This window comes from Ensifer sp. 1H6, assembly GCF_001976035.1.
In the GTDB taxonomy this organism is placed as follows: Bacteria; Pseudomonadota; Alphaproteobacteria; order Rhizobiales; family Rhizobiaceae; genus Ensifer; species Ensifer canadensis.
Map to the genome: position 1 here is coordinate 145,835 of NZ_MOAI01000015.1, position 23,223 is coordinate 169,057.

Annotated in this window: 22 protein-coding genes and 1 tRNA gene; 7 read left to right on the forward strand and 16 right to left on the reverse strand. The window is 60.7% G+C overall.

The annotated features are described in order from the left end of the window. Positions 1-3: 3 nt before the first annotated feature. From BKP54_RS18975 to BKP54_RS19010, 8 genes are all read right to left on the reverse strand, one after another. Complete coding sequence (locus tag BKP54_RS18975; RefSeq protein WP_025425396.1) at positions 4-1,014, reverse strand: type II secretion system F family protein; 1,011 nt, start codon at positions 1,012-1,014, stop codon at positions 4-6. Between the two features lie 8 nt (positions 1,015-1,022). Then, on the reverse strand, positions 1,023-2,489 hold the full coding sequence (locus BKP54_RS18980; protein ID WP_057204396.1) for a CpaF family protein: 1,467 nt from the start codon (positions 2,487-2,489) through the stop codon (positions 1,023-1,025). 133 nt (positions 2,490-2,622) lie between these two features. Further along, positions 2,623-3,912: a CpaE family protein gene (locus BKP54_RS18985; RefSeq protein ID WP_057204398.1), complete on the reverse strand. Its 1,290-nt coding sequence runs from the start codon at positions 3,910-3,912 to the stop codon at positions 2,623-2,625. An 18-nt stretch (positions 3,913-3,930) separates the two neighbouring features. Further along, the gene (locus tag BKP54_RS18990) at positions 3,931-4,626 is read right to left on the reverse strand and encodes a CpaD family pilus assembly protein (protein ID WP_057204400.1); all 696 of its coding nucleotides are present in this window, start codon (positions 4,624-4,626) and stop codon (positions 3,931-3,933) included. A 57-nt stretch (positions 4,627-4,683) separates the two neighbouring features. Then, on the reverse strand, positions 4,684-6,243 hold the full coding sequence (locus BKP54_RS18995; RefSeq protein ID WP_057204402.1) for a type II and III secretion system protein family protein: 1,560 nt from the start codon (positions 6,241-6,243) through the stop codon (positions 4,684-4,686). Further along, the gene (cpaB, locus tag BKP54_RS19000) at positions 6,240-7,052 is read right to left on the reverse strand and encodes a Flp pilus assembly protein CpaB (protein WP_057204404.1); all 813 of its coding nucleotides are present in this window, start codon (positions 7,050-7,052) and stop codon (positions 6,240-6,242) included. Before cpaB ends, BKP54_RS18995 begins: the two co-directional genes overlap by 4 nt. A gap of 147 nt (positions 7,053-7,199) precedes the next feature. After that, positions 7,200-7,715: a prepilin peptidase gene (locus BKP54_RS19005; protein WP_057204406.1), complete on the reverse strand. Its 516-nt coding sequence runs from the start codon at positions 7,713-7,715 to the stop codon at positions 7,200-7,202. Positions 7,716-7,862: 147 nt separating this feature from the next. Beyond that, a complete protein-coding gene (locus BKP54_RS19010) occupies positions 7,863-8,048 on the reverse strand; it encodes a Flp family type IVb pilin (protein WP_057204409.1) in 186 nt (61 codons plus the stop codon). Between the two features lie 252 nt (positions 8,049-8,300). On the opposite strand from BKP54_RS19010, the gene BKP54_RS19015 reads away from it, so the two are divergent. From BKP54_RS19015 to BKP54_RS19045, 7 genes are all read left to right on the forward strand, one after another. Beyond that, positions 8,301-8,723 (forward strand): pilus assembly protein N-terminal domain-containing protein, encoded by a 423-nt coding sequence (locus BKP54_RS19015; protein WP_057204411.1) that lies wholly within the window; start codon positions 8,301-8,303, stop codon positions 8,721-8,723. A gap of 117 nt (positions 8,724-8,840) precedes the next feature. After that, entirely contained in the window at positions 8,841-9,473 is a 633-nt protein-coding gene (locus BKP54_RS19020) for a TadE/TadG family type IV pilus assembly protein (RefSeq protein WP_057204413.1), read from the forward strand. 32 nt (positions 9,474-9,505) lie between these two features. Then, a complete protein-coding gene (locus tag BKP54_RS19025; protein WP_128090454.1) occupies positions 9,506-10,072 on the forward strand; it encodes a TadE/TadG family type IV pilus assembly protein in 567 nt (188 codons plus the stop codon). Between the two features lie 240 nt (positions 10,073-10,312). Then, the gene (locus BKP54_RS19030) at positions 10,313-11,533 is read left to right on the forward strand and encodes a phosphopentomutase (protein ID WP_057204417.1); all 1,221 of its coding nucleotides are present in this window, start codon (positions 10,313-10,315) and stop codon (positions 11,531-11,533) included. Beyond that, positions 11,530-12,498 carry an adenosine deaminase gene (locus BKP54_RS19035; protein WP_057204419.1) on the forward strand — a complete coding sequence of 323 codons (969 nt, stop codon included), beginning with the start codon at positions 11,530-11,532 and terminating at the stop codon, positions 12,496-12,498. Before BKP54_RS19030 ends, BKP54_RS19035 begins: the two co-directional genes overlap by 4 nt. Before the next feature lie 234 nt (positions 12,499-12,732). Next, positions 12,733-13,362 carry a uracil phosphoribosyltransferase gene (gene upp / locus BKP54_RS19040; protein ID WP_057204421.1) on the forward strand — a complete coding sequence of 210 codons (630 nt, stop codon included), beginning with the start codon at positions 12,733-12,735 and terminating at the stop codon, positions 13,360-13,362. Between the two features lie 259 nt (positions 13,363-13,621). Further along, positions 13,622-14,035 (forward strand): TIGR02281 family clan AA aspartic protease, encoded by a 414-nt coding sequence (locus BKP54_RS19045; RefSeq protein WP_245317858.1) that lies wholly within the window; start codon positions 13,622-13,624, stop codon positions 14,033-14,035. Here BKP54_RS19045 and deoA read toward each other — a convergent pair. The 8 genes from deoA to BKP54_RS19085 form a co-directional block, all read right to left on the reverse strand. After that, positions 14,028-15,344, reverse strand: coding sequence for a thymidine phosphorylase (gene deoA / locus BKP54_RS19050; protein WP_025425381.1), 1,317 nt, complete (start codon positions 15,342-15,344; stop codon positions 14,028-14,030). The genes BKP54_RS19045 and deoA overlap by 8 nt on opposite strands. Beyond that, positions 15,341-16,147, reverse strand: a complete 807-nt coding sequence (locus BKP54_RS19055) for a purine-nucleoside phosphorylase (RefSeq protein ID WP_025425380.1) — start codon at positions 16,145-16,147, stop codon at positions 15,341-15,343. The genes deoA and BKP54_RS19055 overlap by 4 nt, the downstream gene beginning before the upstream one ends. Beyond that, positions 16,144-16,536, reverse strand: coding sequence for a cytidine deaminase (locus tag BKP54_RS19060; RefSeq protein ID WP_025425379.1), 393 nt, complete (start codon positions 16,534-16,536; stop codon positions 16,144-16,146). The genes BKP54_RS19055 and BKP54_RS19060 overlap by 4 nt, the downstream gene beginning before the upstream one ends. A 4-nt stretch (positions 16,537-16,540) precedes the next feature. Then, complete coding sequence (locus tag BKP54_RS19065) at positions 16,541-17,512, reverse strand: ABC transporter permease (RefSeq protein ID WP_057204426.1); 972 nt, start codon at positions 17,510-17,512, stop codon at positions 16,541-16,543. Between the two features lie 4 nt (positions 17,513-17,516). Continuing rightward, entirely contained in the window at positions 17,517-18,650 is a 1,134-nt protein-coding gene (locus BKP54_RS19070) for an ABC transporter permease (protein WP_025425377.1), read from the reverse strand. Next, positions 18,647-20,182 carry an ABC transporter ATP-binding protein gene (locus BKP54_RS19075; protein ID WP_025425376.1) on the reverse strand — a complete coding sequence of 512 codons (1,536 nt, stop codon included), beginning with the start codon at positions 20,180-20,182 and terminating at the stop codon, positions 18,647-18,649. Before BKP54_RS19075 ends, BKP54_RS19070 begins: the two co-directional genes overlap by 4 nt. 249 nt (positions 20,183-20,431) lie before the next feature. Beyond that, positions 20,432-22,744, reverse strand: a complete 2,313-nt coding sequence (locus BKP54_RS19080; protein ID WP_084814699.1) for a heavy metal translocating P-type ATPase — start codon at positions 22,742-22,744, stop codon at positions 20,432-20,434. A 359-nt stretch (positions 22,745-23,103) separates the two neighbouring features. Next, positions 23,104-23,180: transfer RNA gene (locus tag BKP54_RS19085), tRNA-Met, on the reverse strand. Between the last annotated feature and the right edge of the window lie 43 nt (positions 23,181-23,223).

The following is a 23,223-nucleotide window of genomic DNA, read 5'->3' on the forward strand; positions in this document are numbered from 1 at the left end:
CCCTCAGATATCGAAATTGATCATGTTGCGCATCACCAGAATGCCGATACTCATCCAGACCAAGCCAGCGCCAATGATGAGATGGCCGCGCGGGTCAGTGAACAGGACCATCATGTAGTCGGGTGAGGTAACGTAAACGAGGAACGACACGATGAATGGCAGGGCGCCAATAATGCAAGCCGAAGCCTTTGCCTCCATCGACAGAGCGCTGACCTTGGCCTTCATCTTCTTTCGTTCACGCAACACCTTCGACAGGTTGCCGAGCGCTTCGGACAGGTTGCCACCCGCCTGCGCCTGAATACCAATAACAATGGCGAAGAAATTCACCTCTGCCAGTGGAATGCTATTGATCATGCGGGCGCATGCCTCGGTGACGCTGAGGCCGACCTGCTGAGAATCGACGACGCGGCGAAATTCGGTTTTGACCGGCTCCTGGCCGTCACCGGCGATGAGGCGCAGGGCATCATTCAACGGAAGACCCGATTTGATCGAGCGAACCATGATGTCGAGCGCGTTCGGAAACTCCTCAAGGAATTTCTTGCAGCGACGCTTGATCAGGAAGCCGATGAACCAGCGTGGCAGGCCAGCGGCGGCGATCAGGCTGATGCCAGCCGAGATCGCGAGACCGGCGCCAGCCATGAGCGTTATGATGAAGGCGACGAAGCCGAAAGCCGCACTGAAAAGATAAAACTGCGTCAGGGAAATGGACAGGTTTGCCTGTGCCAGGCGGGCCTTCATCGATGGCGCCGTCTTGCTCGATTTTTCCTGTTGCTTCTTCTCGAGTTCCTTCAACGAGTCCTGAACGGACTTGCGTCGCTTCGACATTTCGCTGACACGATCGCGAGCTGCCTTGACCTTGACCCGATCTGTTTCGGCGGCGCCGACTTTGCGAATTCGACCTTCCGCCTTCTTCTCGGTTTCTATCCGCGAATACAGGACAACATAGGCAAGGGCCGCCGCTGAAATTGCGACGAGGAAGGCCAGCGCCAGGACGGGGATGCCTATGCCGAACATCGCGGCTCCTAGCCCTTGTCCATAGCGTCGAGTGTCGCCGCCAGGCGTTTGTCTTCGTTGAAGTACCGGGCGCGATCCCAAAAGTGCGGGCGACCGATGCCGGTCGATACGTGGCGGCCGACAATACGGCCGTTGGCATCTTCCCCTTCGATCTCGTAGCGCATCAGATCCTGCGTGATGATGACGTCGCCTTCCATACCGACCACTTCGGTGATGTGGGTGATGCGGCGCGAACCGTCGCGCAGACGCGCGGCCTGGATGATGACGTCGATGGATCCGGAGATGATCTCGCGCACAGTCTTGGCCGGCAGGGTGTAGCCGCCCATGGCGATCATCGATTCCATACGCGCCAGGCATTCGCGCGGCGTATTGGCGTGGATCGTCCCCATGGAACCGTCATGGCCGGTGTTCATCGCCTGCAGCAGGTCGAACACCTCAGGTCCGCGCACTTCGCCGACGATGATGCGCTCGGGCCGCATACGCAGGCAGTTCTTGATGAGATCCCGCATGGTGATCTCACCCTCGCCTTCGATATTCGGCGGTCGGGTTTCGAGGCGAACCACGTGCGGCTGCTGCAATTGCAGTTCGGCGGTGTCTTCGCAGGTAATCACTCGCTCGTCGAGGTCGATGAAGCCGGTCAGGCAGTTCAGAAGCGTCGTCTTGCCCGAACCGGTACCGCCGGAGATGACGATGTTGCAGCGGACGCGGCCGATGATCTGGAGAAGGACTGCCCCCTCGGGCGTGATTGCGCCGAATTTCACCAGCTGATCGAGCTTCAGCTTGTCCTTCTTGAATTTGCGGATCGTCAGAGCGGTGCCGTCGATGGCAAGCGGCGGCGCAATGACGTTGACGCGCGAGCCGTCGGGAAGACGCGCGTCGCAGATAGGGCTGGATTCGTCGACGCGCCGCCCCACCTGTCCGACGATCCGCTGGCAAATCGACAGGAGCTGGGCATTGTCACGGAATCGGACTTCGGATTCGATCGTCTTGCCGCCCACTTCGATGAAGGTCTGACCGGCACCATTGACCATGATATCGGCAATATCATCGCGCGCGAGCAACGGCTCCAACGGTCCATAGCCAAGGACGTCATTGCAGATATCGTCGAGCAGTTCCTCCTGCTCGGAGATCGACATCGCGAAGTTCTTGATCGTGATGATGTCATTGACGATATCGCGAATTTCTTCGCGAGCGCTTTCCGTGTCGAGTTTCGCCAGCTGCGAAAGATCGATCGTATCGATCAGCGCGGAGAAAACCTGCGACTTCGTATCGTAGTAGTCCTCGTTGCGGGCGGGTCGCTTTCTTTGTGCCGGAGCTGGCGATTGCGGACGCGACGCCGGTGCTTGAGCATCGCCAAGCACCGGCACGTGGGCGCGCTCGATGACGGCCGCTTGCGTGGCAGGGACGATCGGCGGCAGAGCAGCACCTGTCGTGCCGCTCTTGCCGAAGCCTTCGTTTCCGCGTTTGCCGAACATGTTCCTGATCCGTCCGTTGTACAGCGCCGCGTGTCAAGCATGACGCGCTAAGGACGCTGTAACGCTTTAGATTTGCTGCATAATTTTTTTCTTAAATCGAATCCGACTTAAGGAATTATGCAGTATGCGTCGTCTATTTCTTGCCGAGTGCGGCCAGCACCTTGCCGAGACCGCCGCGTCGCGCCTTCTTCATCGACGCACGGCCGGTCAGCAGGTGCGCGAGCTGGGAGAAGGTTTCGGCAGCGGCCGACTTCTTGTCGATCTCCGCAATCATGCGGCCGCTGTTCGACGCGTTGCCGAAGAGAACGGCGTCGAACGGGATGATGGCGGCCGCTTCGATTTCCAGCGACTCGCAGAATTCGCTCACCGCAATCTCCGGACGCTTCGGCATGCCCACCTGATTCAAGATGAGATGAGGTTGCTTGTCGTTCGGCCGAAGCTTCCTCAAGGCATCGAGCAGGTTCTTCGTGTTGCGAAGACTTGCGAGATCAGGCACGGCTGTGATCACGATCTCATCGGCTTCGCCGAGAACCGCGCGCGTCCATTCCGTCCACATATGCGGGATGTCGAGCACCGAAACGGGTGCACTGCGTTGCAAGATCTCGAGGATCGGATGAAAGGCGCCACCCTCGAAGTCATAGGCGCGATCCAGCATCGACGGCGCCGCCAGCAGCGAAAGATGCTCGGAGCATTTGGTCAGAAGACGATCGAGAAAGACCTCGTCGAGCCTCTCCGGTGCGAAAACCGCTTCCGAGATGCCCGTTGGCGGGTCCTGATCGAAATCGATATTGGCCGTGCCGTAGGGCAGGTCGAGATCGGCAAGAATGGTTTCGGTCGAAAAAAGGTTAGAAATGCCCCAGGCGCAATTGTGCGCGATAGCCGAGGAACCGCTGCCGCCCTTGGCGCCGATAAAGGCCAGGCTGCGCCCCAGCGGCTCGGCGTCGGGATCGACGAAAATCGATGAAACCGCCGACAGAATATCCGGCATCGCCACCGGCGCGACCATATACTCGGAAATGCCGTTGCGGATGAGATCGCGATAAAGGGCGATATCGTTGTGTTTGCCGACGAGAACGACCTTGGTGCTTGGGTCGCAGACCGCAGCCAAAGGTGCTAGCTCCGTCAAAAGCGACCGCGGCTCTGTTGCCGTTTCCAGAATGATCAGATTCGGCGTCGACACCGTCGCAAACATGTTTGCCGCAGCATCAATGCCGCCACTGTTGATGCGCAGGCTAACCTTCGCCATGCGGCGGTCTTGGCCGCAACGCTCCATCAGCCGCTGCATCGCCTCGCTTTCGCAAAAGGCATGGATAGAAATGCGCGGCAGCGGACGGACCTGCTCAAGGTCGCCCGGTTGCACCGTATCGAAAACGGAATCGCCCGCCCCGGCCCCCGTTTCGATCCTGTACTCAATGGTGCTCATCTGCTGATCCCAACGATATCAATTGACGATGATGACGGGTCCGTCACTCTTTTCGGTTCCGCGCCAGTCCGTGATGACCTGGCCGCGCTGCTCCGCATCGATCGGCGACATCTGGCGCGGGCCGAGCAGATCGGTCGGATTGGAGATCTGGGCCGCCAGATTGGATTGCGACGCGCAGCCGAAATTATAGTAGTTGCGGTTCTGGATCGTGTTGAGTGCAACGTCCTCCGGCCACTCACCACAGGGACCGGTCTGGGCGGTGATCGCCACATAGCTCAAGCGAACCGGAGCGGCATCACCCATGGGACCGGCCTCGTAGCCGGCCTCGATCAGCCGCTTCGCGGGGACGCCAGCCGCGACGAGAACGCTGCGGATCTCCTTGCGCATGGCCTGCACGGCATGGCTGTTTGCCGAGCCGCGCGGCAGCATGATCTGGACGACGCCAGTCGATGAATTGCGATAATCGGCAGCAAAGCCGCTGATGACGTCGCGCGTGCCTTGCGTCAGCCGACGGTCACCGGAGGCAATGGGGATATCGATCGTACGCTCGCCCTCGGCAAGCACGATCGGATGCCGTGTCCGGTAATCATCGGGGATGGAGCCCGTCGAAAGATTATCCTTGGTGCCGCAGCCGACAAGCAGCCCGGCAGCCACGAGGAGGATTGCAGCACGCCGCAAATGACGGACGGGAACTCCGGATCTGTTGAGGGACATGGCACTCGGCCTTTCAGAATTCTCGTGGAAGCTGCTTCGCGTTTGCATGACCCAGCCCTATTTGTAGATGAAGCCAACATTGCCATGGTACTGACCCGCCGGTGCGGATGCTTCCGGGCGCCCGTAGATGCGGTTCACGCGACCAAGGAAGAAGCTGTCGAGATCATTGGCAGGGTTGAAATTGTCGTCGGGCCTGGCGATCGCGCTTCTGGCAACCGGGCGCACGAGGTAGGGCGTCGCAATGATGACAAGTTCGGTTTCGTTGCGCACGAAATCCTTGCTGCGGAAGAGCGTTCCGAGGACCGGGATCTTCGACGCTCCCGGCAGGCCGGACATCGCCTGACGGATATTGTCCTGCACGAGGCCGGCGATGACGATAGAGCCGCCCGAGGGAAGCTCGACACTGGTCGACGCCTCGCGCCTGCGGATGCCGAGGAAGGTGTTGCCAGGGACAGAGGTGACGCCGTTGCCGGTGACGATCGAGCCCTCATAGGTCGGCTCGGAAACGTTGGTTTCGATCTGCAGACTGATACGGCCCGGTCCCAGGACGACCGGCTTGAAGTTCAGGCGAATTCCATATTCGACGTCGTTGATCTCACGCGTAACCGTTGGGTCGCCGGTTTTGTCGTCGACCTTGACTTCCTGGGTGCCGCCGAGCCGAAATTCCCCACCGACATAGAAATTGGCCTCTTGTCCCGAAATTGCCGTCAAGGTGGGTTCTGCCAGTGTGCGCATGACACCGGCTTGCTCCATCGCATTGATGTAGCTCGAGATCGTCGTTCCGCCGATGGATCCCTTGATCAGCGCGTTTGCGCCGACACTGATCGCATCACCGAGGTTTGCAGGATTGCGGAAGCCGATACCGCTCTCGCCGTCTCCTACACGCCCGTTGAAGCCCAATTGCTTCAAGACCTGGCGGCTCACTTCGGCAACCGTCACCTTCAGCGTGACCTGATCGTCACCTTCGATGGTCAACAGGTTGACAATCTGCGAGACCTGCCGATCCTCGGCAAAGATATCGGCATCACCATTGTTTCCCTGCGCAGTGATGTTGCGTGTCGTCGCTTCACCGCCCTGCAGGAAGGCCTTGGCGAGATCGACGGCTCGCGTCGAATCGAGCGGTGTGCGCACGGTACCCGTCAGCACGATGTTGTCGGAGATGATCTCAACGTTGATTTCGGCATCGGGAATGAAACGACGCAGGTTTGACTGCAGATTGGCGATGTCGCGCTCAACCTCGACGTCAAGACTGACGATCTCTTCGCCATTCGGCCCGAAGACAAAAATGTTGGTCTGCCCAACGGATTTTCCAAAGAGATAGATACGCCTGGACGTGCGCGTGACGGCATCGGCGAGCGATGGGTCGGCGACGAGAATATCATGGGCATCGGCCGGTAGATCGACGACGACGGCCTTGTTCAGCCCCAGGCTGATCTTCTTCTTCACCCCGGGCCCGCTTTCAACGATCCTGACGACCGACGAGGCGGCCGCATGGGCGAACGGGAGCGTTGGCAGCGCCATGCCCGAGAATGTCAGGCAAAACGACAGACCGGCTGCAACAGACGTCCGAAATTTATTCCCGCTCCGCTTCACCTTGCGCTCCGCTCGATCGCTCATTGTTGCTGGCCTTGGCTGATGGCACCGTCGTTCTTGACGATCGAGCCCGACTTGATGACCTGGATGCTGGGCTGGCCATCGCCACTCAGAAGGTAATCCGCGGCGTTCGTATCCGGCTCTTGAGCATCCGCGACACTGCGAAGGGCAAGTGAGATGCGTTCAGCCATTTGCTGCGCGACGGTCATGACCTTTGATTGATCCGGCGTCAGTTCCAGCGTCGCCGTGGTACCGACAACGGATTTTGAGCCGTCATCCTTCTCCTCGACCTGCTGATCAATCGCCAGCACGCGAACATTGCTGAGCACGGTTTCCGTCAGGTAGAGATCGCCGTCCGATTTACGGACCATGATGACGTCGACGCGGTCATTGGGCAGGATGAAGCCGCCGGCGCCGGTCGCCACTGTGATCTCTGTGGCAACGGCGCGCTTGCCAGCAGGCAATAGCGACGACATGATTCGGCTGGAGGAGTCCGCGACCTTCTCGCTGCGCACGGGCTCGCCGTTAAAGATCGGCAGGCGAACGACTGCGCCGGTTAGGTCTTCAACGGCAGAAGGACGGTTTTCTTCGGTGATGAGCCCGTCGACGACACCGTCCTTGGGCCATGCCATCCAATGGACAGCATCACCACCCAACCGCGACCCGACGGGCAAGCTCTTGCTCGCAACAAGGACATTGACGGTCGGCGCTCGCTCGATCAGCGGCTCCGCCATTTGTGGCGAGGGACCACGGGTCAGCTTCATCGCCAACAACCCGGCCATCGCCGCCGAGGCGACGGCCACCGCCAGTATGATGATGCGAACCGGTTTCATGATCGTTTCTGAGCCCCGCAGATATGCCGGGGTCAGATTGATCAGGAATTGGTGTAATTATAGTTAACAAGCCTCTTACGGGCATGGTTAACAATTATTATACAACCTTCACTCATTGCCTTGATCAGCAAGACAAGCGGCTCGTGTCTAGCCCTTTAGCTGAGAAAATGCCTGCAACATGAGGGGCGACGCCGGATAGGCAACAAATCCTCCAAGTGCGATTGCAATGCCATAGGGAATCTTCTTGGCCGTAAACAGGAGGCGCGGAAGCGGAATCCCAGCCGCCAATATTCTGGTCTCCTGCGTCCTGAGCAACAGGATGGCTACAGTCAAAAGGCCGCCGAACAACGATACATAAATGAGAAACGCTACCAAGGCGTTGGTGAGGCCAAACCAGACTGCGCACGCGGTCAAAAGCTTGGCGTCACCGCCACCCATGACATTCAACGCAAAAAGAAGAAAACAAACCGCGAAGACAGCCGCCGCGGCAGCGACATGCAAACCGATCTGCCAAAAATCGAAGCCGGACATCAAGGCAACGACAAAAAATGTACCTAGGAGAACGGCTGACACACGATTCGGGATAGTCATCGTGAGCAAATCCGACATTGCAGCGAATGCCAAGCAAAGAGGGAATACAATAAAGACCGCAGCGCTACTCATAACACTTTCCTATTCGTGGAATGGATACATTGCAGTGAATTTATAAACGAAGAATAATCTCGCGGAGAGATCGAACGGCGCCATAAAGACCAAAGGCCGCTCCACACGGGAACGGCCTTCAGAAGAAAAGGACGATAGTCCGAATTATTACGGCATGCTCTTGACGGCGGTCGACATTTCAGTCGAGAGCCCGTTAAAGAGCAGATCAAGCTGGTTGCCCAGGGCGGTCGCGCCGCCGATGAGGGCAACGGAGATCAGAGCGGCGATCAGGCCGTATTCGATGGCGGTTGCGCCGGACTCGTCCTTCATCAGACGGGCAAAAATCTTCTTCATGATGATTCTCCTAACTTCACGTTTGTTGTTCAGCACGTCCGCCAACTGTTGCCGTTGATCGGATGAACTCAATCTAATCCTGGCGAATTGCTATCGGCTTAAGGAAGACAGCTACCAAAAGATTAACGGCCCACCGCTGATTTTTGGGTAAGCGAATAGGAAATGTGCCGGCTTAGGATGCGCCGACTCGGCTTAACGGTTCATTCACCAAGAGTGCCGATGATGGGGAGAACGCCATATCAGGGACCTACCATGATTTTGCCCCTCGCGGCCAACCGGACCGCCACGCTGACAGTTGCGATCTTCGGCATGCTTTCGCTCATGGCGGCGTCGGTCGCAAACGCGCAGGACGATATGATGCGCGTCTACATGGACCACGCACGGGTGCTCAAGCTCGACCGGCCGGTCGCCAAAGTTATCATCGGCAACGCGGAAGTTGCAGACGCAACTGTGGCCGACGCCCGCACGATCGTCATTACCGGCCGTAGTTTCGGCACGACAAATCTTGTCATTCTCGATCAGGACGGAAACGCCATCGTCGATGAGCAAATTCTCGTGTCGATCGACGAAGCAAACACTCTGCGCGTCTATCGACAGACGTCGCGCACAGTCCTTTCCTGTACGCCAAGTTGCGAGCGGCATGTCGAGCGCAAAACCGCAAGTGGTGGGAGCTGAACAAACTGCGAGAAACACTGGGAATTCACTAAAATACCCGCGATTATCGCAAACGAAATATCAATAGTTGCTCCCTATCTTCCCTTTCCGTCAGGCGTAACATGATGGGACGGCGCGATGAGCATCGAGCAGGAAACACTGCAGCCCCAAAAAGCCGCAAAGCCTCCAAGAGGCGTATTGAGGCGTTTCCGGCGCGACAGAAAGGGCACCGCGAGCATTGAGTTCGCGATACTGGCTCTTCCCTTCTTCATAGTGATTTTCGCCTCCATCGAAACATTCCTCGCCTTCTATGGCGACCAGCTCCTGGCCAACGCGACGGAGACGTTGGCACGCAAGATCCGCACCGGCGAAATCACCTTCAACCGCGGCAAGCCGGCGACTGATATGGACGAGGTCAAGTTTCGCCAGGCATTCTGCAACGAAATCTCGGTGTTGATGACATGCTCGGCGACGGAGGCTGCCCAAGCCTCGAAGCTCTATATCGACGTCAGAAGTGTCACCGATCTCACCAAATTCCCGGTGCTCGTCCCGCGAATGGACACCTCGTCGTCGTCGGATCTCAAGACAGCCGAACTGAAGTTTGCGCCGGGCGGCCCCGGATCCTTCAATGTCATGCGCGCGTATTATCGCTGGAGTGTGACGACCGATCTGATCAGGCCATTTGTGACCAACCTGCGCCCGGCCGGATCCAGCATGCCTAAAGACTATCTCATGGTTTCCACAACCACTTTCCGCACAGAAAACGAGTGAGGCGCGTCGTGAAGACTTTAGCGATGCACTGGATGACGACAATCCGCCTGACCTTCGCAAGCTTCCGCTCGCTGCTCAAAGACCGGGGCGGGCTTGGCGGTGTCGAATTTGCCATCGTCACGCCGCTGCTGATCATGATTTACGTCGGCGCATTCGAATTATCGCTCGGCTTTACCGTAGCGGGCAAGGCTGCGCGCGCCTCCAGCGCGGTTGCCGATCTGGTTTCCCAGCAAAGCGAGGTCAACAAGACCTATCTGGGAAACATGTCGAATGTGGTGAAAAGCATCCTCGCCCCGTACGAGGGTTCAAAATACACGCTCAAGATCACCGGCATCGAGGTCAGCGGAACGAACACGGGAACCGTCGTCTGGTCGCGCGACCAAAACGGCGCCGTGCCGTATGCTGTCAACTCAACCACCACCGTTCCGAGCCAGTTTACCGCAACCACGGCCTTCATCATCCGTACGGAGCTGGTCGTTCAGCATGAACTGTTGATGTTCGCGCCGAGCCTTGCATCCAGCACGAAGATCGTAAATCTGTCCAAAACCGCGTATTTCCGCTCACGCCAGGCCGAAACCATAAGGTGCCCGGATTGCTGACCGCCTACTGCATGTTTCCTTAAATCCTATTCGATTTAAGGATCAAAACATGCAGCCATTCAAAGTGCTACAGCGACCTTTGCGCGTCTAATAAGACGCGCGGCGCTGTAGTCGAGGCCAATTGCATTGCGGCGTCGCCGGCGGTATTCCTTCGGGATTGCGCTGGCGGCATCTGCGTCCGCGCTCGTTGCAGCACCGGACCGCAGGCCCTGCCCCGCGCTTCGGCTTACCGGAACTTTCATGGCGCGCGCGTTTCTCTTTGTCCTCGATTCCTTCGGTATAGGCGGTGCGCCGGATGCCGAAACCTATGGCGACCTGGGTGCCGACACGCTTGGTCACATCGCCGAGTTTTGCGCGACGGGCGCCGCAGATCGCGCCGGTGTGCGCGAAGGCCCGCTGCACCTTCCCAACATGTCTGCGCTCGGGCTCGTGCATGCGGCGAAATTGGCCACGGGCCGCGTGCCGGCGGGCATGCCGGTTCCGGGCCGGGTCTACGGTGCCTATGGCGCTGCCAGCGAAGTCTCGCGCGGCAAAGACACGCCATCGGGCCATTGGGAAATCGCGGGAACGCCCGTCATGTTCGACTGGGGTTACTTCTCGGCCGAGGGCGACGCGTTTCCCGCCGAATTGATCGAAGCGATTTGCCGCGAGGGCGACATTCCCGGCATTCTCGGCAACTGCCATGCATCCGGTACTGATATCATCGCTCGCCTCGGCGAGGAGCATATGCGAACGGGAAAGCCGATCTGCTACACCTCCTCGGACAGCGTCTTTCAGATCGCCGCCCACGAGCACACCTTCGGCCTGGAGCGCCTGCTGGAATTCTGCCAGGTCGTCCGGCGCCTGCTCGACGACTACAATATCGGCCGCGTTATCGCCCGTCCTTTCATCGGCCACAACGCGCAGACCTTTGCCCGCACCGGCAACCGGCGCGACTACTCGGTGCTGCCGCCCGAGCCGACGGTCCTCGACCGGCTGGCGCAAGCGGGGCGCACCGTGCATGCGATCGGCAAGATCGGTGACATCTTCGCCCATCAGGGCGTGACGAAGCTGACCAAGGCGGACGGCAACATGGCGCTCTTCGACGCCAGCCTGGCGGCGATCGACGAGGCGGAGGATGGCGACCTCGTCTTCACCAACTTCGTCGACTTCGACATGCTCTTCGGCCACCGCCGCGATGTCGCCGGCTATGCCGCGGCGCTTGAAGCCTTCGACGCACGATTGCCCGATCTCGACCGGCGGCTGAAACCCGGCGATATCGTCATTCTCACGGCGGACCATGGCTGCGACCCGACCTGGCGCGGAACGGACCACACGCGCGAGCGCGTGCCGGTGCTGATGTTCGGCCCGGCTGTGCGCAGCCGTTCGCTCGGCGTTGCCAACACCTTTGCGCATATCGGCGAAACGGTCGCCAGACATCTCGGGATCGCACCCGGCCTACATGGGAGAAGCCTCATTTGACCGCACATCTGAAGAAGGCGGAACTGCACTGCCACATCGAGGGCGCGACACCGCCGGAATTGGCGCTGCTGCAGGCGGAGAAGTACGGGCTCGACACCAGCGAGATCATCGCCGACCGAGCCTATGTCTGGACAGACTTTACCAGCTTTGTGAAGTGCTACGACAGTGTCGCCTCGCTGTTTCGCACGCAGGAAGACTATGCACTTCTGGCCGAAGCCTATCTGACGGAACTGGCCGAGGTCGGAACGATCTACAGCGAGATCATCGTCTCGCCGGATCACGGCAACACGATCGGCCTCGGGGCCGACGCTTATCTTGAGGGGCTTGCCGCCGGCATGGAGGCCGCCAAGGCAAAGACCGGGATCGAATCGCGCATGCTGATAACCGGCATCCGTCATCTCGGGCCGGAATCGGTCGCCAAGACGGCCGAATTTGCCGCCAGGAGAGACCATGCGCTGGTCACCGGCTTCAATCTGGCGGGTGAGGAGCGCATGCACCGCGTCGCCGATTTTGCCCGGGCATTCGATATCGCCCGTGACGCCGGCCTGGGTTTGACCATTCACGCAGGCGAGCTTTCCGGCGCCTTCAGTGTGCGCGATGCGCTCGACCATATCAGGCCGTCGCGCATCAGCCACGGCGTGCGGGCGATCGAAGACGCCGATCTCGTCAAGCGGCTTGCCGACGACGGCGTCGTTCTGGAGGTCTGCCCCGGATCCAACATTTCCCTGCAGGTCTTCCCGGACTTCGCCGCGCACCCCTTGCGGAGCCTGCATGGCGCCGGGGTGCGGGTGACGCTCAATTCCGACGACCCGCCCTTCTTCCACACTTCGCTAGCCCAGGAATATGACATAGCTTCTTCGGTGATGGGGTTTGGCGACGACGACATCAATAGCATGACCAGGACGGCGATCCAGGCGGCTTTCGTCGACGAGGCGACCCGCCAGAAACTGCTTGCCCTAATCTGACCGAGCCTTGCGTTCACCTACAGCGCCGCGCGTCAAATTTGACGCGTTAAGGACGCGGTAGCGCTTTAAGCTTGCTGCATAATTTTCTCCTTAAATCGATTCCGATTTAAGGAATTATGCAGTAGCGCGGGTGGCCGCGGTTGGGGATGAACACAACGAGCCGCCCAACGCCCTTGCGGCCGCGGAGCATTCCATGGAAAAAGGGCGGATACATAAACTTCGGGGAAGGTGGCCATGGACGGCGTAACAGTGATCGATCATCCGCTTGTGCAACACAAGCTGACCATCATGCGCAAGAAAGAAACCTCGACCGCGGGTTTTCGGCGGCTGCTTCGGGAAATCTCGACGCTGCTCTGCTACGAGGTGACGCGCGATCTGGAACTGACGATGGAGCGCATCGAGACGCCGATGCAGGCGATCGACGCACCGGTGCTCGAAGGCAAGAAGCTCGTTTTCGCTTCGATCCTGCGCGCCGGCAACGGCCTGCTTGAAGGCATGCTCGAACTCGTGCCGTCGGCCCGCGTCTCCCATATCGGCGTCTACCGCGACCACGAGACGCTGAAGCCGGTGGAGTATTACTTCAAGGCGCCCGAGAACCTATCCGAGCGTCTGATCATCGTCGTCGATCCGATGCTTGCGACCGGCAACTCCTCGATCGCGGCCATCGACAAGCTGAAGGAACGTGGCGCGAAGAACTTGCGCTTCCTCTGCCTGCTCGCAGCGCCCGAGGGTATTCGCAACTTCCAGGCCGCCCACCCCGACGTGCCGATCTTCACGGCGTCGATCGATAGCCACCTGAACGAACTCGGCTACATCATGCCCGGGCTCGGCGATGCCGGCGACCGCATGTATGGAACCAAGTAATTTTCCGTTTCTTAACCAGAGCGCAAAATTGATGAAAAACCGCCGGCAAACCGGCGGTTTTTTTGTATCGCATTAGCCATCCCCTGCTCTACTGGACTTCATCGGCGCGGGCGTCTGCGGCCCGATGCGCGGGAGGTCAGGTCATGTTCGTCCGTCTGCTGACATTCGCCGGCGGTATCGCTATTGCGGCCCTGGTCATTCCTGACCTCGCGAGTTCCTATCTCTCGAGCGCTGAGACTGCGCCACGGACAAACCGGCGGTGAACAACTCCCTTCCGGCAACGACGGCGAAATATGCTTCGGGAAAAGGCGTGGTGCTCGAAGCCGACCGCTCGGGCCATTTCTTCGGAGCGTTCCGCATCAACGGCCGCACCGAACGGGGCATGGTCGATACCGGCGCCAGCACCATCGCGATCAATGTCTCGACCGCGCGCAGGCTCGGCCTGTCTGCCGGAGCGCTTACTTTCAACGCACGCGTTCGAACGGCCAATGGCGATGTCGATGCAGCGCGGGCCAAGCTGACGAGGGTCGAAATCGGCGGCATATCGTTGCGCGACGTCGACGCCCTGGTGCTGCCCGACAAGGCGCTTGCCGGCATGCTCGTCGGCATGAGCTTCCTCGGCCGACTATCGTCCTACCGCGTCGAAAACGGCGCGCTGCATCTGGTCAGGTGATCCTTGAAAGGATTGGCGAGCGCACCTCAGGCTGAGCGTCGGCGATCGTATAGAGCGCCAGCAGCTCTTGCCGCGCATGTTCGGCCGCGGTCTCGTCCGCCGCATGGACGAAGGCGATCGGTTCGTCCTCGGCAACTCGCGTTCCCAACGGTTTCAGCTCGGCAAAGCCGACCCGATGATCGATCCTGTCGTTCGGATGTGTCCGACCGCCACCCAGAGCGATGACGGCCATGCCAAGGTCACGGGTCCGGCAGGATTGTAGATAGCCGTCTCTTTCTGCTTCCACCGGAAGGATAACTGGGGCAGGCGCCAAGTGCTGTTCGGGACGCTCGACGAAATCGGCGGGACCACCGAGCGCGTAAACCATCCTGGCGAAACGCTCAAGCGCTGCACCGTTTGCAAGCGCCGTGCGCGCCAATGCTTCGCCGGCTACCGGGTCGACTGCCACACCGGCCGCGACGAGCATCTCCGCGGCGAAAGCCATGACCACGGTTTCAAGGCGGGTGCCGCTTTTCTCGCCCTTGAGAAAGGCGACGCAGTTCCGGATTTCAAGCGCGTTTCCAGCCGCATCGGCCAAGGGCTCGTTCATATCCGTCAGCAATGCCGACGTGCGAACGCCGGCACCATTGGCGACATCAACTAGCGACCGGGCGAGTGCCTCGGCTTCGCCAGCATCGCCCATGAACGAGCCATTGCCGAGCTTGACGTCGAGCACCAGCGACTGCAGCCCGGCGGCAAGCTTCTTGGAAAGGATCGATGCGGTAATCAGCGGAACTGAATCGACGGTCGCCGTCACGTCACGGATGGCGTAGAGCCGCTTGTCGGCGGGCGCCAGATTGGCGGTCTGGCCGATGATGGCGCAGCCGACCTCGTCGACCGTCTTTCGGAATAGCGCAGCAGACGGCTGAATATCATAGCCGGGTATGGATTCGAGTTTGTCGAGCGTGCCGCCCGTGTGCCCCAATCCCCGTCCCGAGATCATCGGCACGGCCAAACCGCATGCTGCGACTATCGGGGCAAGCATCAGCGAGACGTTGTCGCCGACGCCTCCGGTGGAATGCTTGTCGACAATGGGTCGGCCGATGCTGCTCCAGTCGAGGGTTTCGCCGGAATCGCGCATGGCGAGCGTCAGCGCCACCGTCTCGTCCCGGCTCATGCCCGAAAACCAGATAGCCATAGCGAAGGCAGCGACCTGACCCTCCGAGATCGAACCATCGGAAAGGCCGCGGACGAAGCCCGTGATATCTGCCGCCTCGAGGCGCTCGCCGTTTCTCTTGCGGCGGATGATCTCCTGGGGAAGCATGGTCACTGAACCGCCGCGTCCGTGGAAATCATCTCCTTGAGAATGGCGGCCAGGCGTTTGCCGCCGACCGGCGCCATGTCCTTCGTCTCGTGATGGCTGAGTTCGCCGCCCGTCATGCCCGCGCCGAAATTGGTGATCACCGACGCTGCAGCAACCTTGAGGCCGAGGAAGCGCGCGAGAATGACTTCCGGCACGGTCGACATGCCGACCGCATCGGCGCCGAGCACGCGCGCCATGCGAATTTCCGCTGGCGTTTCAAAGCTCGGCCCGGAGAACCACATGTAAACGCCGTCCTGCAGCGGAATGCCCATCCGGTCGGCCGCGCGCCGCATGCGCGTCGCAAGCTCGGTGTCATAGGCGTTGGTCATGCCGACGAAGCGATCGTCGCTTTCGACGCCAATCAGTGGATTGAATCCGGAAAAGTTGATGTGATCCGAGATCCGCATGACCGAACCCGGCGGCAGATCATCACGCAGCGAGCCAGCGGAGTTTGTGAGCACGAGATTTTCGACGCCGAGTTTCTTCAGCGTCTGCAGCGGCACGCGCATCGCGTTGGCATCGCCGCTCTCGTAGTAATGCACCCGGCCGGACAGCATGACGACCGGGACGGCGCCGAGCAAACCTGCGACGAGTTCGCCGGCATGGCCAGAAACGCTGCTGACGGGAAAACCCGGGATGTCGGCATAGGAAATGCGTGTCGGGTTACTGACCGCTTCGACGAGCGTCCCAAGCCCTGAACCAAGGACAATACCATAGCGGGGAGCCAGGCCGCCGAGCCTGCCCCTCAGGAATTCAGCAGCGCTGCTCATCCGAGGATCTCGGTCTCGAAGCTGTGCGGTAGCAGATCGGACAGGGCGAGCGTCTTCTTCACGCCCGTCTCGTCGCAGAGGTAGATGCGCGTGCTGGCGCCGGAAAACTCCGCAAGCCGTTGCCGGCACCCGCCGCAAGGCGGGCAGAGCGCCAGCTTCTCGGCGATAACGGCGACTTCCATGATCTTGCGCTGGCCGGCCATGACCATGTGGCTGATGGCCGTGGTCTCGGCACACCAGCCTTCCGGGAAGGAGAGGTTTTCAATGTTGGCGCCGGTGTAGATATGGCCGTCTTCCGCACGGATCGCGGCGCCCACCGGAAACTTGGAATAGGGCGCATGCGCCTTGGCCATCGCTTCGCGTGCGGCTTCGAAGAGTTCGTTTTCCATAGCCTTACCGCTCCTTCACATAGGGGACACCGCCGGCCTTCGGCGGGATTGCCTTGCCGATGAAGCCGGCAAGCAAGATGACGGTGAGAATATAGGGCAATGCCTGCATCAGCTGCACCGGCACCTGGCCGATCAGCGGCAGGGGATTGCCCTGCAGGCGGATCGCAAACGCATCGAGGAAGCCGAACAGCAGGCAGGCAAGCATGATGTTGAATGGCCGCCATTTGGCAAAAATCAGCGCTGCAAGCGCGATGTAGCCCTTGCCGGCGGTCATGCCCTTGACGAAGCCGGCGGTCATCGCCAGCGACAGGTAGGCGCCGGCAAAGCCACACAGGATGCCGCAGCAGATGACGGCGCGGTACCGCATCCAGACCACCGAAATGCCGGCGGTGTCGACGGCACCCGGGTTCTCCCCGACCGCACGGAGCCGCAGGCCGAAGCGGGTGCGGTAGAGGATCCACCAGCTGAGCGGCACCATGGCGAAGGCCACATAGGTCAGGATGAAATGCCCGGAGAGCAGATCGGCATAGATCGGCCCGATGAAGGGAACATCGCGAATGGCGTCCGCGAAGGGAAAAGTGATCGTCTGGAACCTTGCACCTTCGGCCAGTGCCGGCGTGCGCCCGCCCTGACGGAACCAGGCCTCACCGAGGATGACGGTGGAACCCGCGACGATGAAGTTGATGGCAACGCCGGAGACGATCTGGTTGCCGCGCTGGGTGATCGACGCATAGCCGTGGACAAGGGACAGGGCGATCGAGATGAGGATGCCCGCAAGCAGTCCCAGCCAGACGGATTGGGTGATCGCTGCGACCGCGCCGGCGGCAAAGGCGGCGCCCAGCATTTTTCCTTCAAGGCCGATATCGAAGATACCGGCACGCTCGGTGAAGAGACCGGCGAGGGCTGCGAAGATCAGCGGAACGGAGACGCGGATGGTGGACTCGAGGAGCACCACGATGACGTGGAAGAAATCCATGGCTTCAAGCTCCCTTGGTCTGGGCAACGACCGCGGCGCGCCGGCTGGATGTGGAAAACAACCGGGTGATCGCCGGCCGGAACATGTTTTCAAGGGCGCCAGCAAACAGAATGACGAGGCCCTGGATGATGACGATCATGTCGCGCGAGATCGACGGCATTTCGAACGAGATCTCCGCCCCACCCTGGTAGAGCACGCCGAAGAGAACGGCCGCCGGGATGATGCCTGCCGGATGCGAGCGGCCCATGAGGGCGACGGCGATGCCGACGAAGCCTGCACCCTGGACAAAATCAAGCTGCATGCGGCCCTGCTCACCCATGATCGGGTTGAGCGCCATCATGCCGGCAAGCGCGCCGGAGATCATCATGGTGATGACGGTGATGCGGCTCTCGCTCATGCCGGCATATCGCGCGGCCGACGGACTGTGGCCCATGGTGCGCATCTCGTAACCGAGCTTGGTGCGCCAGATCAGGAGCCAGACGCCGAAGGCCGCGACAAGGGCCAGCAGGAACGAAACGTTGAATGGCGCCGTGCCGATATCGAGCCCGAAGATCCCCAGAAGCCAATCGAGCTTGGGCAACTGACCGCCTTCGGCGAAGGTGCGCGTCTGCGGCGACATCGAGCCGAGCGGCTTCAACACCCGCGTCAGCAGATAGACCATCAGGCTCGACGCGATGAAATTGAACATGATCGTGGTGATGACGATGTGGCTGCCGCGCTTGGCCTGCAGCCAGCCGGGCAGAAACGCCCAGGCAGCGCCGAAAGCGGCCGAACCGATGATCGCCAGCGGGAAGACCACAAACCACGGCATCGTCTGGTCGAGCCAGAGGCACGCGAGCGCGACCCCGATGCCGCCGACATAGGCCTGGCCCTCGCCGCCGATGTTGAAAAGCCCGGCATGGAATGCGACCGCGACCGCAAGGCCGGTGAAGATGAAGGTGGTGGCGTAGTAGAGCGTGAAGCCGATATATTCGCCGCGACCGAAGGCACCGTTGATCAGGTGATAGGCCGCCTCGAACGGATTTTCGCCGACGAGCAGAACCACGAGGCCGGCAACCAGAAACGCGACGGCGAGATTGACCAGCGGGACGAGGCCGTATTCGACCCAACCTGGAAGCTTTGCATAGGGATTGCTCATTCTGCGGCCTCCTTGCGGCCTTCGACGCCGGCCATCAGCAGGCCCAGCTCGCCCTCGGTCGCATCGGGATCGCGCTCGCCGACGACACGGCCGGCAAACATGACCAGGATACGGTCCGACAGGGCGCGGATCTCATCGAGTTCGACGGAAACAAGCAGGACAGCCTTGCCCTGGTCGCGCATCTCGATGATCCGTTTGTGGATGAATTCGATGGCGCCGACATCGACGCCGCGGGTGGGCTGGCCGATGATCAGCACGTCCGGCCCCCGCTCCATCTCGCGGGCGAGAACGATCTTCTGCTGATTGCCGCCGGAGAAATTCGCGGTCTTCAGCCGGGCGTTCGGCGGACGGATGTCGTATTCGGCGATCCGCTGCTCGGCATCCTTGCGGATGGCGTCGACATTCAGGAAGACGCCGTTGAGGTAGCGCTTGTCATGGTGATAGCCGAGGATGGCGTTTTCGCATTCCTCGAATTTCAGCACTAGGCCGACGTGGTGCCGGTCTTCCGGCACATGAGCGAGGCCACGATCGCGCAGCTCCTTGGGGTCGGCATGGCCGGTGACGTCGATCGGCTTGCCATTGAGGTGCACCTCGCCGGAAACGGCACGGCGGATACCGGAGATCGCCTCCAGGAGTTCCGACTGGCCATTGCCGGCGACGCCGGCAATGCCGACGATCTCGCCGGCCCTAAGGTTGAACGACACATTGTCGACCATGGTGACGCCGCGGCCGTCCTTGACGGTCAGACCGTTGACCGAAAGCTTGACATCGCCGGGCTTGGCCTCGCCCTTTTCGACGCGCAGCAGCACGCGGCGGCCGACCATCAGCTCGGCGAGTTCCTCGACCGAGGTTTCCGCCGTCGTGCGCGTTGCCACCATCTCGCCGCGGCGCATCACCGAAACCTCGTCGGTGATCGCCATGATTTCCCTGAGCTTATGGGTAATGAGAATGATGGTCTTTCCCTGGCTCTTCAGCTGTTCGAGAACGCGGAAGAGATGATCGGCCTCGGCCGGCGTCAACACGCCGGTGGGCTCATCGAGAATGAGGATATCGGCCCGGCGATAGAGCGCCTTGAGGATCTCGACGCGCTGCTGCAAGCCGACAGGCAATTCCTCGATCACGGCATCCGGATTGACCTCGAGCGCGTATTCGCGCTCCAGCCGCTTCAGCTCGATGCGCGCCTTGGCAATGCCCTTGTTGAGGATCTGGCTCTCTTCCGCGCCGAGCATGACGTTTTCGAGAACGGTGAAGTTCTCGACCAGCATGAAGTGCTGGTGCACCATGCCGATGCCGGCAGCGATCGCCGCATTCGGATCCCGGATCGAGACCTGCTTGCCATCGACGTGAATCTCGCCGCTATCGGCCTGGTAAAAGCCGTACAGGATCGACATCAGGGTCGATTTTCCCGCACCGTTTTCACCGATGACGCCGTGGATCGTACCCTTGCGGACTTTCAGATTGATATTCTTGTTGGCGTGAACCGGACCGAAGCTCTTGTCGATCCCACGCAGTTCGATGGCAATACTGTCCATATTGGCCTTACGATCCCCAAACTGGCCCGCTTCGGTCTTCTTCCCAGAAACCGTGCCGGCGATTTTTTTACCATTTGGTATAAGTTTATCATCGATTTCCCGGCACGGAAGCCCTCAATCGAGATCTCCTTATACTCTCACCGGATCGCTGATGAGAGTCCAGCGTGAATATACACAGGCAGATCGGCCGTAATCGCAACAAAAAACCGGCGGCATTCGATGCCGCCGGTTCAGTTTTATGCTTTTGCTTCAAGCGGTTTGGACGGGCCGCAGCAGGCGCAGCGCATTCATGGTCACAAGCACCGTGGCGCCGGTATCGGCGAGAATGGCCGGCCACAGACCGGTGATACCCGCAATCGTGGTGACGAGGAAAACAGCCTTCAGGCCAAGCGCAATAGTGATATTCTGGACAATGTTTCGCATTGTAGAGCGGGAAAGCCGGACCATCGCGGCGACATCGCTGACCCTGCCGTGCAACACCGCCGCGTCGGCGGTCTCCAACGCCACGTCCGTGCCGCCGCCCATGGCGATGCCGACGTCGGCTGCAGCGAGCGCCGGCGCATCATTGATGCCATCTCCGATCTTGGCAACATTGAAGCCGGATTTCTTCAATTCTCCAACGATGCGCTGCTTGTCCTGCGGCAGCAGTTCGGCGCGCACCTCCATGCCGAACTGACGGCCGATCGCCTCCGCCGTGCGGCGGTTGTCGCCAGTCAGCATGACCACATGAATGCCGGCGTCGGTCAACGCCTTGACGCCGACTGCCGCATCCGGGCGCGGCTCATCACGCATGGCGATGGCGCCGATAATCTCATTGCCGGAGATCAGCACCGAGACCGTCTTGCCCTCGTCGTTCAGAGCCGCAATGCGCGCCTTCTGATCAGGCGACATCGGCACGCGGTCATCGGCAGCGTGGGGCGAGCCGAGGAACAGGGTGGCGGCGCCAACGACGCCTTCAAGACCCTTGCCGCCGATAGCCTTGACCGTCGTGATGCCCGGGACCTGCAGTTTCAGCTCGTCGGCGCGCTGCAGGATTGCCCGTGCCAGAGGATGGCTCGATCCCTGCTCAAGAGCTGCGGCCAAGCCCAGCACCTCGTTCTCGGCGCGGGCGAAGCCGACGATATCAGTCACCCGCGGTTTGCCTTCGGTGAGCGTACCTGTCTTGTCGAATGCTGCGGCGGTGATCTTGCCGACATTTTCAAGCACGGCGCCGCCCTTCAGGAGCAGGCCGCGGCGGGCACCGGCCGAAAGGCTGGCGGCGATCGCAGCCGGAGTCGAGATCACCAAGGCGCAGGGGCAGCCGATCAGCAGGATCGCCAACCCCTTGTAGACCCACTCGCTCCAGACGCCGCTGCCCAGAAGTGGCGGAAGGATCGCGACCAGGGCGGCGACAACAACGACGGCCGGTGTATAGTAGCGCGAGAAGCGATCGATAAAGCGTTCGGTCGGCGCCTTGCTCTCCTGCGCCTCCTCGACGAGCCGCACGATTCGGGCAATGGTATTGTCCGAGGCCGCAGCCGTGACGTGTACGCGCAAGGCCCCGTCGCCATTCACCGTTCCGGCGACAAGCGCATCATCCACTGCCTTGTGCACCGGCGTGCTTTCACCAGTGACCGGTGCCTCGTCGACGGCGCTTTCGCCAGAGAGGATGATGCCATCGGCCGGAACGCGGTCGCCGGGTCGGACGAGAATGACGGCGCCGACCGCCAGGCTATCCGCCGGGACCTCATCGACCCGACCGCTGCGCTCGAGATAGGCCGACTTCGGCACGAGCGCCGTCAGCGATTGAATGCTGGCCCGCGCCTTGCCGGCGGCGACGCCTTCCAGCAGTTCGCCGACGAGGAAGAGCAGCACGACCATCGCCGCTTCCTCCGTCGCGCCGATAAAGACGGCACCCACCGCCGCAATGGTCATCAGCATCTCGATCGAGAACGGCGTGCCCGAGGTCGCCGCTGCGAAGGCGCGCCGCGCAATCGGCAGCAGGCCGACCAGCATGGCAAGCGTGAAGATCCAGGGCTCGGTGGCCGGAACAAGATGCCCAAGGCCATAGGCGGCGGCCAGAGCCAGACCACAGGCGATGGTCAGCCGGCCCTTGGCCGAGCGCCACCAGGGGCCGTTCGTTGGCCCGTGATCATGGGCATGGGAACTGGGCTGCTGCGATGAAGCTGCCCCGGCCGCGGTGTGGCTGTGCTGATGTTCGTGGTCGTTGGTATGCGCGTGCTTCTCATGCTTGTCGCCGTGCCCATGATCGTGATCGTGATCGTGATCGTGAGGATGGTCATGGTCGTGATCGCCCGAGCAAGTGTGTATGGCGACAACCGCGGGCTTCTGGTGGGCGGCAATCGGATGCAGCCGGTAACCGAGCTTTCCGACCCGGCTGACGATATTCGCGGCAAGATCGCCGTCGTCGGCATGCTTGACCGACATCGTGCCCGCGGCAACGGAAACCGAGACATCTTCAACACCAGGCATGCGCCTGACGGCGGTGTCGATCTTCGATGCGCAGGAAGCACAATCCATGCCTTCGACCCGATATCGGTTTTCGCGAATATTTGCTGCCATGACCTGCTCCTTGCATATCTTGACGCAAGGCTACGACCTCTAGTGACTAGAGCTGCAAGGCCAAATTGCACGACCAAGCGAAGTTTTTCGCCGAATGCTGCCTTGCGGAGTCGTTTCCGCATGCTTGAAAAGGGCATGGCCTACCTCTGGCGGATGAGGGCAAACCAGAGATAGCGGACTGTAGGCCTTCGTTGCATATTGCAGGCTGCCGTGGGCCATCGTGGGCCATCGTCTTCTTAGACCGAAGGTCCTGGACTTTGTTCTGGGCGCGCTTGGCGGTTAGCCGGTTTTGTTTTCTTTGCCCCTGAACGCCAAAAAGCCCGCGGACCTTTCGGTCTCGCGGGCTTTTTTTTTTGATTTGGTTGCGGGGGCAGGATTTGAACCTGCGGCCTTCAGGTTATGAGCCTGACGAGCTACCGGGCTGCTCCACCCCGCGCCATCTCGGTAAACCGCTATGCGGTTTATCCGGTGCGTAAACC